This window comes from Corynebacterium sp. TAE3-ERU12, from assembly GCF_019209905.1.
Classification (GTDB): Bacteria; Actinomycetota; Actinomycetes; order Mycobacteriales; family Mycobacteriaceae; genus Corynebacterium.
Genome location: NZ_JAHUTM010000002.1, coordinates 190,101 through 205,460, shown reverse-complemented (window position 1 = coordinate 205,460; position 15,360 = coordinate 190,101). Strand labels below are relative to the sequence as shown.

General features: G+C 57.8%; 12 protein-coding genes. 3 read left to right on the top strand and 9 right to left on the bottom strand.

The genetic code is table 11. The features are described from left to right. Positions 1 to 76: 76 nt before the first annotated feature. The 8 genes from KRX51_RS07370 to KRX51_RS07335 form a co-directional block, all read right to left on the bottom strand. Positions 77 to 3,400, bottom strand: coding sequence for a type I restriction endonuclease subunit R (locus KRX51_RS07370; protein WP_218362491.1), 3,324 nt, complete (start codon positions 3,398 to 3,400; stop codon positions 77 to 79). Further along, a complete protein-coding gene (locus KRX51_RS07365; protein WP_218362490.1) occupies positions 3,400 to 4,698 on the bottom strand; it encodes a restriction endonuclease subunit S in 1,299 nt (432 codons plus the stop codon). Before KRX51_RS07365 ends, KRX51_RS07370 begins: the two co-directional genes overlap by 1 nt. Beyond that, the gene (locus KRX51_RS07360) at positions 4,695 to 6,245 is read right to left on the bottom strand and encodes an N-6 DNA methylase (RefSeq protein ID WP_370625064.1); all 1,551 of its coding nucleotides are present in this window, start codon (positions 6,243 to 6,245) and stop codon (positions 4,695 to 4,697) included. Before KRX51_RS07360 ends, KRX51_RS07365 begins: the two co-directional genes overlap by 4 nt. 550 nt (positions 6,246 to 6,795) lie before the next feature. Beyond that, on the bottom strand, positions 6,796 to 6,993 hold the full coding sequence (locus tag KRX51_RS07355) for a hypothetical protein (protein ID WP_218362489.1): 198 nt from the start codon (positions 6,991 to 6,993) through the stop codon (positions 6,796 to 6,798). Positions 6,994 to 7,115: 122 nt separating this feature from the next. Then, entirely contained in the window at positions 7,116 to 9,386 is a 2,271-nt protein-coding gene (locus KRX51_RS07350; RefSeq protein WP_218362488.1) for an AAA family ATPase, read from the bottom strand. Between the two features lie 970 nt (positions 9,387 to 10,356). Beyond that, positions 10,357 to 11,082 (bottom strand): TIGR02391 family protein, encoded by a 726-nt coding sequence (locus KRX51_RS07345; RefSeq protein ID WP_218362487.1) that lies wholly within the window; start codon positions 11,080 to 11,082, stop codon positions 10,357 to 10,359. A 155-nt stretch (positions 11,083 to 11,237) separates the two neighbouring features. Further along, on the bottom strand, positions 11,238 to 11,747 hold the full coding sequence (locus tag KRX51_RS07340; RefSeq protein WP_218362486.1) for a GIY-YIG nuclease family protein: 510 nt from the start codon (positions 11,745 to 11,747) through the stop codon (positions 11,238 to 11,240). Continuing rightward, the gene (locus tag KRX51_RS07335) at positions 11,732 to 12,019 is read right to left on the bottom strand and encodes a winged helix-turn-helix domain-containing protein (protein ID WP_218362485.1); all 288 of its coding nucleotides are present in this window, start codon (positions 12,017 to 12,019) and stop codon (positions 11,732 to 11,734) included. The genes KRX51_RS07340 and KRX51_RS07335 overlap by 16 nt, the downstream gene beginning before the upstream one ends. Before the next feature lie 7 nt (positions 12,020 to 12,026). Between KRX51_RS07335 and KRX51_RS10215 the strand changes: the two genes are divergently transcribed. After that, a complete protein-coding gene (locus KRX51_RS10215) occupies positions 12,027 to 12,158 on the top strand; it encodes a hypothetical protein (RefSeq protein WP_255549537.1) in 132 nt (43 codons plus the stop codon). A gap of 40 nt (positions 12,159 to 12,198) precedes the next feature. On the opposite strand, the gene ychF is transcribed toward KRX51_RS10215, so the two are convergent. Further along, positions 12,199 to 13,278 carry a redox-regulated ATPase YchF gene (gene ychF / locus KRX51_RS07330; RefSeq protein ID WP_218362484.1) on the bottom strand — a complete coding sequence of 360 codons (1,080 nt, stop codon included), beginning with the start codon at positions 13,276 to 13,278 and terminating at the stop codon, positions 12,199 to 12,201. Between the two features lie 202 nt (positions 13,279 to 13,480). Here ychF and KRX51_RS07325 point away from each other — a divergent pair, with 202 nt between their 5' ends. Together KRX51_RS07325 and metS are read left to right on the top strand one after the other, a co-directional pair. Next, entirely contained in the window at positions 13,481 to 15,109 is a 1,629-nt protein-coding gene (locus KRX51_RS07325; RefSeq protein ID WP_218362483.1) for a sodium-dependent transporter, read from the top strand. Between the two features lies 1 nt (position 15,110). Continuing rightward, positions 15,111 to 15,278 carry a methionine/alanine import NSS transporter subunit MetS gene (gene metS / locus KRX51_RS07320; RefSeq protein ID WP_218362482.1) on the top strand — a complete coding sequence of 56 codons (168 nt, stop codon included), beginning with the start codon at positions 15,111 to 15,113 and terminating at the stop codon, positions 15,276 to 15,278. The last annotated feature ends 82 nt before the right edge of the window (positions 15,279 to 15,360 follow it).

Genomic DNA, 15,360 nt, shown 5'->3' with positions numbered 1-15,360 from the left:
ACCCGTTGCACCGATGAGGCCTACACAAACTCAACTGCGCTCGTCTGGTCAGCGCGCCTCAAGACTGTTGCGTGACTCACTTCGCTGAGTCGGCAGCGCCCAACTGTTGAGCAACATCGGCCGCGAAGGTCGGGTCCTCGTGGATTCGGGCGACGACGTCCTCAGCAATCTTGTCCACATCAAGCGGACCCGCATATTTCGCAGGTGGTGACGACCCTGCACCGTCGAAACTTCGGCTGTAGGCGCTGCCGCCGTCGTCGCCATAAGCGGTGAGGATATGATCCAAGACCAGTTGCACCTTGGAGGTGAAAATCTCTGTGGTGTAGGGCTTCTCGGGTAGCTCCCGGTCCAAGACTCGTCGGATCGTGCTGTCGACGTCGTTCATCACATCAACTTTGCGACGCCAGTCCTGCACGAGTTTGTTCTGCAGGTGTTCTAGCAGTTTCTTTGAGCTGGCTTTGACCGCGTCACGCTGCTCGTCGGTGAGCACCGGGTCGGGTTGGGTCAAAAGGTCGAAGATCGCCAGCTCCCCCTCGGTCATTCCCTCTCGGGCCGAGCGTTCCTCCTCGTCCGTCAGTGTCTTCGAAAGCTCAATGAGACGACGAAGGTACTCATCGATATTCACGCTGCCGGCGTTGTAGTCAGCAATCAGCTTCTCGATGCGCTCCACCAGCTCGTAGCGCGTCGGGTTCCGAGTCGCCGCACCAATAGCCTGTTGCCGGAGCAGTTGGGCCAGCCGGTCTGTTTCCGCTCGTTTCCGGCCGGCGAGCTTGTCCGCCAAGCCCTCGAAGTCAATCCGCGACAAGTCAATAAGCGGATCTGGCTTGGTGCCTTCAGCTGCGGCCCGGATGACGTATTCCTCAGCCCCTACGGACCGGTCGAGCAGCGCATCAACTGCGTCTGTGACGTCCCCCAGGTCTGCCTCTGGTGGTCGCGTGACCTCTGCGATGCGTTCAGCAAGAACTCTGATCGCCGCAACGCTGCGTTGTTGGGCGGCGGCTGCGGGGTCCGGCAGGAGGGCTTTGAAAAGTTTGCGTACCTGCCGGGCGCGCTGCTGAAATTCGGTTCGGGTATCTTCATCGACCAGTAGGGCTTCAATGGCGGCGTCACGCTTGGCGATGTGGTCAAACCCTTTGGTATCGCGCACCGCAGCAAGGTCCACTCCCACAGCGGAGCAGAAGTCGAACATGTCCTTCACCGATGCGTTCAGTTCGCCGGAAAGTGCGTCGATGATCTCGATCGGCGACTCGTTCACACCGGCAGCACCATAGATCGCCAGGGCCTTCTCGAGGTTCCGGAAGACACCGACGTAATCGACAATCAGCCCATTGTCCTTTTCTGGGAACACACGATTAGCGCGAGCGATCGTCTGCATCAGCGTGTGGTTACGCATAGGCCGGTCGAGGTAGATCGTTGAGACACTGGGCGCATCGAACCCGGTCATCCACATCGCGCACACGAACACCAGGCGCAGCGGGTCAGCGGGATCTTTGAACTTCTCGGCGAGGTCTTCGCGGTTCATCCGCTCCCGGTGCGGGCGGATGTCGAGTCCGAGGTCGTCAAGCATCTTCAGTTCGTTCTGGCTCTGCGAGACAACAACCGCCATATCGGTGGTCTCCATCAGCTCGATGCGTGATGCCAGCCAGGGGCGTTCCAACTCCGGGAGCTTGTCATGCTCGGCTTTAAGTTCGGCCAGATGTTCCGCCCAGGCCTCCTGGACCAGGTCGTACATGCGCACAGCGGTTGCTTTATCCAGTCCGACGTACATCGCTTTTCCGGAAAAACCACGGCCGACGAAGTGGGCCACCAGGTCTTTGGCAATCTTTTTGAGCCGTTCAGGACGTGTCAGGAGCGTGTATTGCGTGCCGAAGGCGCGGGCTAATTGTCCTTCCGCATCATCGTCGAGTTCGGCCTCTTCGAGAAGATCTTCGAGTTCTTCGGAGAAGTTCTTGTTAATCAGTTCCAGTTCAGGGATGCGGTTTTCGTAGTACAGCGGAACCGTGGCCCCGTCCTCAATGGCGTCGCGGAAGTTGTAGACACTGACGTAGTCACCGAACTGTTCACGAGTGGCCTGGTCCTCCCCTTCGATCAGCGGGGTGCCGGTGAAGCCCATCATCGAGGCGTTCGGCAGGGCCGTGCGCATATTGAGGGCCAAAGTGTCGTACTGGCTGCGGTGGGCCTCGTCGGTGATGACGATGACGTCGGAACGATCCGAGAGCACCGGCATCTGGTGCTCCCCCATCCCCTTGGACGGTTGGAACTTCTGGATCAGGGTGAACACATACCGATGATCGGCGGCCAATAGTTCCCGGAGGTGGGCAACCGACTCCGCGTGCACTCTGGCCTCGGGGGAGACTGCGCCAGCGTCAGCGAACTCGCCGTGCAACTGGGTGTCAAGTTCCTTGCGGTCGGTGACCATCACGAATGTCCACTTGCCGGGCACGCGACGCAGCACCTTCTGGGTGAACCACAGCATCGATAAAGACTTGCCCGAACCCTGGGTGTGCCAAAACACCCCGAGCCGTTTGTCCTTCTCGGCACGTGCTCGGTGGAGGTTGTCGATTGCCGCGTTGACCCCCAGGTACTGGTGCGAACGCGCCATGATCTTGATCAGCCCACCTGGGCGCTCCATGTAGACGACGAAGTTCTCCACAAGGTCGAGCAGTACCGCTGGGTCACAGGTGCCGCGCAGCGCGGTTTCTAAAGCGATCGCTCCACGTGTGCCCTGCGCGTCGATGACCTTCCAGTCGTTGAAGAACTCATACGGCGAATACGTTGAGCCAACCTTGGCGTGGCTGCCATTGGACAGCAGCACGAAGCAGTTCGGGATGAACAGCTGCGGGATGGTATCCCGGTAATCAGTCAGGTTGTTGTCATAGGCGGATTTGACTGACTCGTTTGGCTCCTTGAACTCCATGAGCACCAGCGGGATCCCGTTGACGAATAACGCCAGGTCCAGCCGTCGGCTATACAGGTTTCCTTTGACCCACATTTGTTGCACCGCCAGCAAGTCGTTGCTCAACGGCAGACTGAAGTCGATGAAGTGCAGCAACTCTGTCTGCTTCTTGCCGTGCTCGTCAGTCCACTCGGCCCGGTACCCGTCACGCAACAGGCCGTGGACTTCGCGGTTGGCTCTGACTCGGTCCATAGCCGAGCGGTCCTTGGTTAATACCTCGATTGCCTCGTCGATGGAGGTATCGGGCACGTGTTCGGGGGTAAGTTTGCGCATCGCGGGCTTCAACCTGTGGGTAAGCACCACGTCACGCTGGGAATCACGGCCGAGGCTGCCGGCTGGCCCGAGGGTTTCCCGGAAGGCGTCCACCGGAGTCCAACCCAGCTTCTCAAGAAGATCGATACTGGGCTTTTCGACGTGGTCGTACTCCGGTCCCCGCGACACCATCACACCTCCATTGCCTCACCTAATGAGCCTATAGAAGTCAGCGAGTCGAGGTCGAGCGTGGACACATCAATCTCCCCCGTCACCAGCTTCGGGAGGAGGAGGTCACGGAGTCGAGTCAACTGTCGTGTTTGGTTCTCTAGGTTGTGTATCTGAGCTTCGAGTGGCTCGGCCGTAGCCTTATATGTATCCAGCACATCCTGCGCAGGAACAATAAACGGGAACTTCTTGAATGAGCCCTTTGTAATCTCCTTGAACGTTGCCCCGGTTCCCAGAGCGGCTAGTTCGACTGCGTTGGAGGCCAGCCATTCGTAGATGAACCCAGACGTCCACCGGCTATCGGGAAGGATCACGATGAATCCTTGATTGGTCGTAGCTTCAGTTGTCGCGACCGCCAGGACTCCCAAAGTTGCCCGGCTCGTCATCATGACTGATCCCGCGGGAAAGAGCCGGGCTGAGCTCTTTGCAACACCTGACTGTGTGATTCTTAACTCCGGTGCGGATGCATAGCGCCACCTGGTCTTTGTCAAGTCTGAAGGCGTATACCACGCTACGGAACCTCCGTCCCAGTAAGAGGGGTCCTTTTTCGAAGGGGTCCCGCCGCCAATAAAGCGGAGTTCATCACCGCAGGTACTAAGGTCCCACCCCTCGGGAATCGGGCCGAGAGCCGAATCGACCATGGGCACATCTTCATGGCCAGGGTAGCGGAACTTCACGAACCACTCGCGGTAGATGGCCCTGGCCATCTTCTCAAGTACCTGAATCCGCCGACGGTTGTTCTCAAGGAAGCTATCGAAGTTCTGCAGGACTGCGACAGCTAGATCGATTTGAGGGGGATCGAGCTTCGGTAGTGGGATCCGGCGGACGATCTCCTGATTCAGTGAAGCCATAGTCGCGCCGTGCGAACAGAATGCTTGAATCCAAGCTTGATGCTGTTTCGTCCGCAGCGCGAACGTGATGAAACGGGCAGGAATGGGCGAGTCGTCAGCAATCCGAAGTCGTATACAGTCACTCCCCTGCATCGCTCCGTCATATTTGTCTGTGATGAACGCATGCCGCTCAACGGCCCCCTTGCGCCCGAACACGATGTCATTGGGCTTCAGAATATGCGATGAAAGACGGCTCGCAGTTACCTCGTCGACATACTCGAAGCCCCACGGTCGGACATCGCCGAAGCCAACATTTTTAACATTAAGTACGGGGCGTCCGGTCGCGACGTAATCCGACGCTCGCAATTGCGTGCCAAAGGGCCCGGTCTTGATCTCAGCGAATCCCTGGTCGACTAAGTCTCCGACGTTCATGTACCGAGAATCCCTCGAACAGCAGCGTCTACCTTTGAGCGGAGCACGTCAGCCTCATCGCTTAGCTTCGTGAACTCTTCGTACAGCGCCGCGAGGTCACCCGCAAAGTCGACGTCGCTTTCTTCGACTGCGGCGGTGCCGACGTAGCGGCCGGGGTTGAGGCTCCAGCCTTGCGCTTCGATTTCGGCACGAGTGGCGACCTTGCACAGGCCGCCGACATCGACGTACTTGCCGTCGGGGAAGTTCTCCTTCAGCAGGTCCTCGCTACCGTCGGTGGTGTCAACCTCCTCGCCGCGGTAGAGCCGCACAATATTGGCGAGGAATTCGATCTGCTCAGGTGTGAAGTCACGGTGGGCGCGATCGATCTGGCGGAAGATATTTCGGGCGTCGAGGAACAACACGGTGTCCTCACGAGGCGTACCGACCTTGGCCTTGTCGAGGAACCACAGCGTCACTGGCAAGGTGACGGTGTAGAAGAAGTTGGAGCTGATCGCCACCATCACATCGACGGTCCCGGACTCGATGAGCTGTTTGCGGATCTCCATCTCCGAGTAGCCTGCGTCACCAGCCGAGTTAGCCATGACGAAGCCAGCGCGACCCTTGGGTGAGAGGGCCGCGTAGAACTGCTGGATCCACAAGAAGTTGCCGTTGTCAGCCCTTGGCAGTCCGAACGGGAACCGCTTGTCGCCAGCCAGCTGTTCCTTTTTGATCTTGTCGACGTTGAACGGCGGGTTGGCCATCACGTAGTCGAAAACACCGACAGCACTATGTGGGTCCTCGTAGTAGCTGTTGGCCTGACGGATATCGCCAGAAAGTCCGTGAAGGGCGAGGTTCATCTTGGCAAGCGGAACGGTGTCCTCAGTCTTTTCCGTGCCGAAGACCGAGAGCTTGCGGCTGGCCGACTCATGGTGGCGTTCAACGAACTTCGCGCACTGCACGAACATGCCGCCCGAACCACACGCGGGGTCGAAGACGCGCCCCTGGAACGGCTGCAGGATCTCGACGATGAGGCGGACGATGGAGTACGGCGTGAAGTACTCTCCGCCGCCCTTGCCTTCTTGGGCCGCGAAGTTGGACAGGAAGTCTTCGTAGATGAAGCCGAATGCGTCACCTTCAAGTTGGGTGGGAAGCGGAGCGAAAAGCCGCAGCAGCTCGATCAGGGTCGAGCGTTCCAGCTTTTGGTAGCCGCGTGGCAGGACGTCTTTGAGTTCGGGGTTGGCGTCCTCGATGGCCTTGATGGCTTCATTAGTGGCCTTGCCGATGTCCTCGCCTTCGGGCAGGCCGACCAGGCTGGAGAGCCGAGACTGCTCGGGCACGTACAGAACTGACTTCGCCTTGTAGTCCGCGATCGTCGCTGGATTGCGGGCGGTGGCGTTGGCCTCGACCTCGTCCCGGACGGCTTCGAACCGGTTCTCGGCATACGCGAGGAACACCAGCCCCAGCACCGGGTCGCGGTACTGGCCGGGGGTGAGTTTGGAGTTGGCACGCAATTCGTCGGCAGCAGCCCACAGCGTGGCACGCACCTTGAACAGATCGACTGTCTTCACTTCTTGCCCCTACACGTTGAACTTGAACTCCACCAAGTCTCGTCGCTAATTAACGTCTGCAAAGTTCAATTGAGCGTCAGCCCGATCGTTAGCCTTTAACTCACACGCGACAACAGCGATCAGCCCTGGACGGCCTTGGCGGTTGTGCACTCGGCACCAGCGTAACGGAAACGCGTGCTCCCAACACTCTTCGCTCATAGCGGACTGCCATCCTGTCAGCGACCAGCTGGCCGTCGGTCGAGCGGGCCTCCGTGTGGTCAGCGGCGTGCTTCTACCTGCCGACGTAGATCTCGATCCATTCGCGTTCACCGCTGGCCATTTAGAATCGACCGACACCTTCGACACCAGCGCCTAACGCCACTCGACTGTCACGCTCCCACTATCGAAGCCCTTCCTCATGGCTGTGCGTGCAGAGTCACAGCGACGAGCCTGTCGGAGACCTGCCGCTGCAATTCGAGGGGTACCTCGCAAAATGCAGTGACCGAGTCATCGGAATCCAGGAATCGGGACCAGCGCCCCGGCCCGACCTTGCAGCCTCAAGCAACGCGATTCATGCCTTCGCTGCTTCGCGGATGTGCTTGAGGCCGCGGTCCTCGATCACCACGACGTCGCGGTAACGCTGGATCCAAAGGATACGACCACGCTGCTCGGCGATGGCGCTGTTCCCTGATGCTTCTGGGGTCTCGCCAGCAGTCTTGTTTTTGCGCAGCGCGTCTGGCTGACGGGACAAAAGTACATCGCTGCGCAAATAGGTTCCAAACCGCCCCTTTCACACAGTCGAAACCCCATAGAAGCTCACGGTACAGAGCAGCGCCTAATCGTCACCCAGCGCCGCCCCACATAAAGAATACATGCCGGGAGAACTGATCATCAGGGAGAAACCGTCGATACCTCTGACGGCCCCTGTCCGAGGTACGTTCGCGCTTGAGCAATCATCATCTCATAATGTCCTAAGTGGGCACCACCAGCGAATTTCTCGAATATACGGGCAAAAGCCTTCAGCCACCGATCATTATCTGCGACTGGTTGAGAGTAAATTTCTGAGTCCATAATGGTGTGCGAGCCGCTGTGCGACCATGCTATCAACGCATCGTGCACTGCCCTCTCATGAATCGGAAGTTCATCTCCCAACTCATAGAGGTTCCTTTTACCTCCAAGAGTCGTGAAGTAAGTCTCTAGAATTCGTCGAAGCACGTTGGGGAGCCAAGGCATACTTTCTTCGGGACGAGACTCAGCGACAGCAACCTCATCCCAAAGTTCTTGGTACGCCGTTCGAATCGGGTTCTTTAGCCCACAATCTTCGATTCGATTAAATCCCGGGGAGAACTTTCGAATGCGATAGAATTTGATTGCGGGGGATACTTCGTCTTGATGCTGATAACAAACTTCATTGTGGAATCGGGTACTGTGCGTCAGCATGATTAGTTGGCGTAATCGCCGACTTTCGTCATCTCTGATCTGTTTAATCAGCCTTCTCATTAAAGCCGAAACCACAAACATGATGTCACCGTCGAGACTGGAGATTGGGTCGTCTACGACCGCAACTATGTGATCCGTTTCCCCTTCCTTCTGCACAGCAAACAAAGTGTGATAGAAGTATAGAAACGTAATGAACGTTCTCTCACCTTCACTCAGGGTTTCCACGTCGGCAGGACGTCCATTATCACGAATGATCCGGTAGCCTTCAGAGTTAGCCGAAGCCGAATCAAGTCTAAAACTATGAAACTGACTCAATGACAGCAAGTCATTGATATCTTGTACTGCTTTAGCGCTTGAAGTGGTCTTCTTCGTAAGCTCGCGCAACTCGCTTACAACATCATCGAATCGCTTCTGCTGATCCGCGATTGATTGTTCAACACCGGCTATAGATTTTCCAAGTCTTTCACTTTCCCCCTGGAAGCTTTCAAGGAGGTCGTTCAGATGCCCCCTAGCGAACTCCTGCCAGGAGGCATTGATAATCTTTTGTTGCTGCTGGCGCCGATCAAGGACAATGGCATTCATCGACTCGATTCGCTCGTTCGCAACAGTCACGAGGTCTTTTAACCGAGTGTAGAAACTAGCGATAGCAGTAGCTTCAATTTGCTCAGATGGTTTAAGTACCTTTTTCTGGATAGACTTCTGAGTATCATCCATAGCAACTCTCAATAAGTGAAAGGCTTGGGTAACTTCTGTTGAGGAACAGAGCGATTCGAGCCGTTCGGCGTTAGTCGACTCGAAGGTTTTTAGGGCCTCCTGCGCTTCTTCCAAATCCGTTTGAAATTGGTTCACTACGTCGCGTTTTTTCTGGTATGTGTCGTCAAATATTGTCGCTAGGTTTTCCGCCAAGGATTCCGGTGGTTCTTGTTGACAGAATGGACAAACGCCATTGGGGTTCTGCTCATGCTGGAAATACTCCAATCCTTGTCGAACCCAGTCGGAATTGGAAAGTTCGTCAATCAAATCGGCAAGTGGTGAATCCGCACCACCTACGATAGGTGTTATAAGGACCGTCTGGAGCGCTTTCTCATCCCATGTGAGATCTGGAGGCGACGGAATCAGCTCAGATTTGGTGAGCGAGTCATCAAACGCGATTGTCGCCTTGGCTGCGAGGCTTGCGAAATCGTCTTTTCCGCGTTCTGGATGAGCCTTTGCAGCCTCGAGGACCTTTTGCAAACACTTCTGCTTACTGGCTTTGATTCCTGGCATTCGGTCTCTGAGCGTTTGAGGAATGTCTGTACGCCGCTTCCACACCTTCTCAGCAAGCATAGAACGACTAGCCTCGAGTTGCTCCTTGTACCTGCTGCGGCTCTTCTGCCGCCTCTCAAGCCTCTCGGCAATCTTATCCCGCTCTTTTTCTAGGGTGCCGATGCGCTCAGCGATCTCTCGGCTGTTCTCACCCAACAAAAAAACGCCAGGTTCTTCACCACTAGCGCTTGCAAAGGTGTTTGTGATGTAGTCGCGATTATAGACCCGAATAGTCTCCGGTTGCTTTTCCCAAAAAACATTGGAGTTACTAGCTGGGCTGTATTTCTCTAGGCTCCGACTGATAGTTGTCTTACCGGAGCCGTTAGGGCCGAAAATATAGTTAACCGTAGTGAGGTCGGAGAGCTCTATATCCGTACCAAAGCATGGAAGCCCTGACAGCTCAATCTTTCTGATCACAGTGATTTCCTCGATCCAGGTCGATTTCCCATAACGTCCGATTAGCGCTTAATTGGGTTAAATTATATCGGATGAAGAAAACTTTGAACCTGGGACGCGACACGTCGTCTTTGCTTTCGACTACGCTCCGTAGCCGATTGCAACCGAGGTAGCCCCAGACCCTTTCGGCGGGGCCGTGCGCCGGCCTGGCAGGCACCTCACCCTCATACCAGTATCTGAATGCACTGTATTCAGTAAGGAAAGGCCATCATGAGCACCATGACCGGGCCTAGGGATACCACCCCGATTACGATGACACGGCTCTAACGGTTCAGTTCATCTTCGACTGCTCCGATTCCTCTGGTCTTGCCAACTTATGGTGCCAGGCCCTGGGCTATGAGCTCGTTCCCTCGCCTGCACCGTTCGCGTCGCGGCCCGAAGCCCTCACTGTATGGGACATCCCCGAGTCCGAGTGGAATTCGCGCTCCGCTTGTTCCAACAGTGATAGCAAGGGACCCCGTCTGTGATTCCAGCAAGTCCCGAGGACAAGATGACCAAGAATCGACTGCATCTAGACCTCCGCGCCCCGGAATCCGCAGCGACGAGCGCATTGCAGCCCTGTCAGCCCGAGCCGACGAACCAAGTCCGCAGGGGCAACCGTATTTCAGCCGGTCGAAGCATTGGGAATCGAGGCCGGGTGGATCGTCATAACCGACACCGAGAGAAGTAAATTCTGCTTGGACTAGCGCGACGCACTATAAGCACGATGGGGACTAAAACCTGAAGCGAAAATCCCCAATTCTCGTTGCTAATTAACATGTACAAGGTTCATTTAGGACTCAGCTCAATCGTTGGCGTTAATCTAGCACGCGACAACAGCGATCAGCCCTCGATGGCCTTGGCGATTGTGCACTCGGCACCACCATCACGGGCACGCATGCTCATAGCGACCTTCGCTCCAAGCGGACTGCCATCCCGTCAACCGAGGTTGTCACGCCTCCATGACGGTAGCCTGATCAACCCACCGGGCCAGAAGGCTGAATGCCGCGAGCTGCTCCAATGCGACTTGCTCCTCGCCACCGTCGTGTGGAACATGCATCCCAGGATTGCGGATAGCAGCGTACAGGCCCTCTGCAAAGGCGCGGGCGCCCCGATGCAGGTTTTGAAACGTCTTGCTGCCATCGTCTTCCATAAGCCGGAGGCGCGGCGCACCACGCTTCGGATTGCTGAGTGAGAACGCCTCGTTGAACAATGCTGTCTCAGACACGTCCGACCGGCTCAATTTCGCCTGGGTCTCTGCATTGACGCGGATAGCCGCCTGCATCACGGCTTGATGGTAGTGCCCGTGGTTCCAGTAGCTCTTGCCGTTCTCCCACGCCCACCGATGCAGATTTGCCGCGTCCATATCTGGCGCGTTTTCTCCGAGCTTCTCAGCGAGCTCAGACTGCCGTTCAAGCGCTGCCTTGGCTCGGGAGGCTTGGCCCCGGAGCCAGTTGTACTCCTTGTCTTCGACTGGGTGTCCTTTACTCCAGCCGGGGAGCGCCCTGTCAAGGATCTTTTCCACGACGTGGGCACGTGCCGCTGCCTCGGTCCGCGATCCGTTCATAACGGTTCCGAAGTAGACGATGCCTGGACCCGTGTCGGGGACTACCTGTGCTGTAACTTGCAAGAACGCGTCGATCTCCCTGATCGCCCACGCCGAGTCCAGTCTCGTCATGCCTCCATTGTGCCACGTGGGTCTGACGCTCTCGGAGAGATTTGGTCTGATACCCCAACTAGCCGAGGCTGACATAGCGGATTGCATCTCCCTGTCAGTCGGCGGGTGCACATCCCGCGGGCGAGCAGCAATCGAAGGGGGGCTAATCTTTCCCACTAACTCAGGCGCTGCAAGACGTACTCTTTCGCTCGACGGTTCTTCACCTGCTGGTCCGTGGTTTGGATGAACTCGGTGGCGTTGAAGCCATCGCCACGCCGCCGGTTCTGTGGTGGCTCCAGCCCCTCGATCAGCAGCGCCTCCATGGTGGCGACAAGCATGTCGGTGGCGAAGTCCCCTTTGGGGACCGAACCGAGGGTCCCATCTTCGGCCACGGCACGGACACCGAACCAAGAAAAACGATCCCACCGACCAGTCAGGCGATCCCGCGTGTGCTCCCACAGACGAGGGCCGAGGCGTGGCTCAGTGACGCGGCCTACGTAGATCACCCGGTCACCTGAGTAGAGAATGTAGACGCCGACTTGTTTTGAGAAGTTGATCGACTCTGCAGCCTTCAGCTGTGCCCCGAAGAGGGTCTCTCCACGCCGTTCCCAGTCAACCTCGTCCCGCCGCCAGAACATCCCGAACGCGTTCAGGAAGCCGTTATCTTCGTCTACCAGCCCAGGCACAGTTTTCGGGACACCTTAGCGGTGTCCGAGTGTCCACCCGGCTCGGCCTCCCCTATCTTGTCGTTCGAGGTTGCCAAACTGTAATAGCCTCGGTCCACGCGAATAACTTCGTCGTGCATGTACAGCGAGATCGTCGCTGACACCGTGGCAGCCGGGGTCGCACCAACCTGCTGCCGGAGGCCGTTGTCCAGGATCAGCTGCGCGATCTCGGAGTAGTGGAGTGGCTCTCGCGCCTCCGAAAGCACCTGCAAGATCGCGCGTCGCCATGGCATGTCCTTCATGACCACCAAGAAACATAGGTTCCTAGCCGGTCTGCCATCGATGGGAAGGTTACGCATCGATGACCCTCTTGCCAACCCGCCACTGATTCAGGAAGCCGTCGAACGGGAGCTCCGCCAGTCTCGTCATTAATCAACGAGTTCTGCTCGCGGCCTGTCCCGGTCGACAGAGGTTACACGTTGAACTTAAACTCCACCACGTCGCCGTCGTGCATGACGTATTCCTTGCCTTCTTGGCGGACCTTGCCGCGTGACTTCGCTTCCACCATGGAACCGGCTTCGACAAGATCATTGAAGGACACGATCTCGGCCTTGATGAAGCCACGCTCGAAGTCGGTGTGAATCACGCCGGCAGCCTGCGGTGCGGTTGCACCCTTCGGGATGGTCCAGGCGCGGGCTTCCTTCGGGCCAGCAGTCAGGTAGGTCTGCAGGCCGAGGGTGCGGAAACCAGCGCGGGCCAGGTAGTGCAGGCCCGGCTCATCCTGGCCGATCTCGGCGAGCAGCTCATTGCGGGATTCTTCATCCAGCTCAAGCAGGTCAGCTTCTGCCTTAGCGTCGAGGAAAACGCAGTCGGCCGGCTCGACAGCGGAGGCGAGTTCGGCGCGCTTATCCTCGTCGGCAAGCACATCCTCGTCGGCATTGAAGACGTAGAGGAACGGCTTGGCGGTAAGCAGGTGCAGCTCACGCACGGCGTGCATATCGACATCACCCTGCGCGGCGAAGAGGGTGCGGCCTTCCTGCAGCACGTCATAGGCCTGTTTGACGGCCTCGACCTGCTTGGCCAGCGACTTGTCCTTCTTGGCTTCCTTCTCCAGGCGCGGCAGGGCCTTTTCGATGGTCTGAATATCGGCCAGGATGAGCTCGGTTTCAATCACGCCGATATCGCTGGCTGGGTCGACCTGGCCGTCGACATGCACCACATCATCATCGGCGAAGACGCGCACAACCTGACAGATGGCGTCGGCCTCGCGGATATTGGCGAGGAACTTATTGCCAAGCCCCTCCCCCTCACTGGCGCCCTTGACGATGCCCGCGATGTCCACGAAGGACACGGTGGCGGGCAAAATGCGCTGGGAACCAAAAATTTCGGCCAGCTTCGCCAGGCGCGGGTCCGGCAGCTCGACGACGCCCACATTGGGTTCGATGGTGGCGAAGGGGTAGTTCGCCGCCAGCACGTCATTGCGGGTTAGCGCGTTGAACAGGGTTGACTTGCCGACGTTGGGCAATCCGACGATTCCAAGTGTAAGGCTCACGGGACACATCCTACGGGGCGCGGCTGGGGCGGCGGCAAGGGCCTCCAAATGTGACTGGCATGTTAAAAATCGGCCCTGGATTGCCCCGAACCAGGGGAAATTCTTCCACTTGCGCAAACCCCATTGCTAACATCCCCTCAACTGGTTCACAGATAACAATGTCTGCACCAACCTATTCACCGAACCTAGATCGGATAATTCTATGACCGAAACTACTGCTGGGACTACCGGCAAGAACCAAAACCGGGAGGTGTTTTCCTCCCGCGCGGCCTTCATTTTCGCGGCCGTGGGCTCCGCCGTCGGGTTGGGAAATATCTGGCGATTCCCCTACGTCGCCTACGAATCCGGTGGCGGCGCCTTCCTGATCCCGTACCTGGTTGCACTGCTTACCGCAGGTATCCCGCTGCTATTCCTGGACTACGCGCTGGGTCACCGCTTCCGCGGTTCGGCCCCGAAGGTCTTCCGCCGCATTAAGGCCTGGTCCGAGCCGGTTGGTTGGCTCCAGGTCGGCATCGCCTTCTTCATCACCGTCTACTACTCGGTGATTATTGCCTGGGCTGCTATCTACTCCTGGAAGTCCATCAATAAGACCTGGGGCGATGACGCAAACGCCCACTTCTTCGAGGACTTCCTGCAGGTCAACACCTCCAGCATCACCTCGCTGGACTTCGTTCCCCCGATCGCCATCACCCTGCTTGTGGTGTGGCTCTTGGTCATTGGTGTGCTTGCCCTCGGTGTCGATAAGGGCATCGGCATGGTCTCCAAGATCTTCATCCCGCTGCTGGTGGTCCTGTTTTTGGCCGTGGTGATCTTCGCGCTGTTCCTCGACGGCGCAGCTGTCGGCCTGAACGAATTCTTCACCCCGAACTGGGCCGCACTGTCTGATTCCCAGGTCTGGATCGCCGCCTACGGGCAGATCTTCTTCTCCCTGTCTGTGGCCTTCGGCATCATGCTGACCTACGCCTCCTACCTGAAGCCGCGTTCCAACCTCACTGGCACCGGCCTGGTTACCGCCTTCGCGAACTCCTCCTTCGAGGTCCTCGCCGGCATCGGCGTCTTCGCCACCTTGGGCTTCATGGCCACCCAGGCCAATGTGCCCGTCGACGAGGTTGTTTCCGGCGGTATCGGCCTGGCCTTCATCGCCTTCCCGACGGTAATTTCCCAGATGCCCGGCGTGCTCGGTTCCATCTTCGGTGTGCTGTTCTTCGTCTCCTTGACGGTGGCCGGCTTCACCTCCCTGATGTCCCTGTTCGAGGTTGTTGTCTCCGCTGTCCAGGACAAGTTTGACCTGGCCCGCACCCAGACCGTCCTGATTCTTGGCTTCGTGATGACCCTGCTGGCCATGGTGCTCTTCCCGACCACCACCGGCATCGTCTCGCTGGACATCATGGACCGCTGGACCAACCAGATCGGTATCGTCGGCGTCGCCCTCATCAGCATCATCGTGCTGGACTGGATCCTGCGCCGTACCGACGAGTTCGGTATGCACATCAACGCCGTGTCCAGCTTCAAGGTCGGTACCTGGTGGCGGATCTGCGTCGCCAATATCACCCCGATTGTGCTGGGCTACACCCTGCTGCAGGAGGTCATTGCCCGCATCCAGGAGCCCTACGAGGGCTACTCCAACGCCCAGCTGCTTATCTTCGGTTGGGGCGTCATTGGCATCATCATCGTCGGTTCGCTGGTGATGACCGTGCTGCCGTGGCGCGGCGACCACTACCTCGATGGCCCTCCCGGCTCTGATTTCGGTGTGCGCCCCGCCCACCGACTACAGCCCAAGGCCCCGAAGCTCGCTGCTTCGGATCCGTCCGTCACCACCAAGGAGAACTGACATGACCGGAATCGCAATCGTGATGATGTCACTGTTCATCCTCATCATTTGGGGTGGCTTGGCGTTGTCCATCATCCACCTCATCCGCCACCCTGATGAGAGCTCGGGCGAGCTGGGCGCTGACCCCAGTTTGTCCAACGAAGCCCTGGCAAGCATTGAACGCCACTAACCCATAAGGGCACCAGCACAAAAGGCCGCCCGTACTCCTTCCCCATCTGGAATTAGGAGTACGGGCGGCCTCGTGCATAATA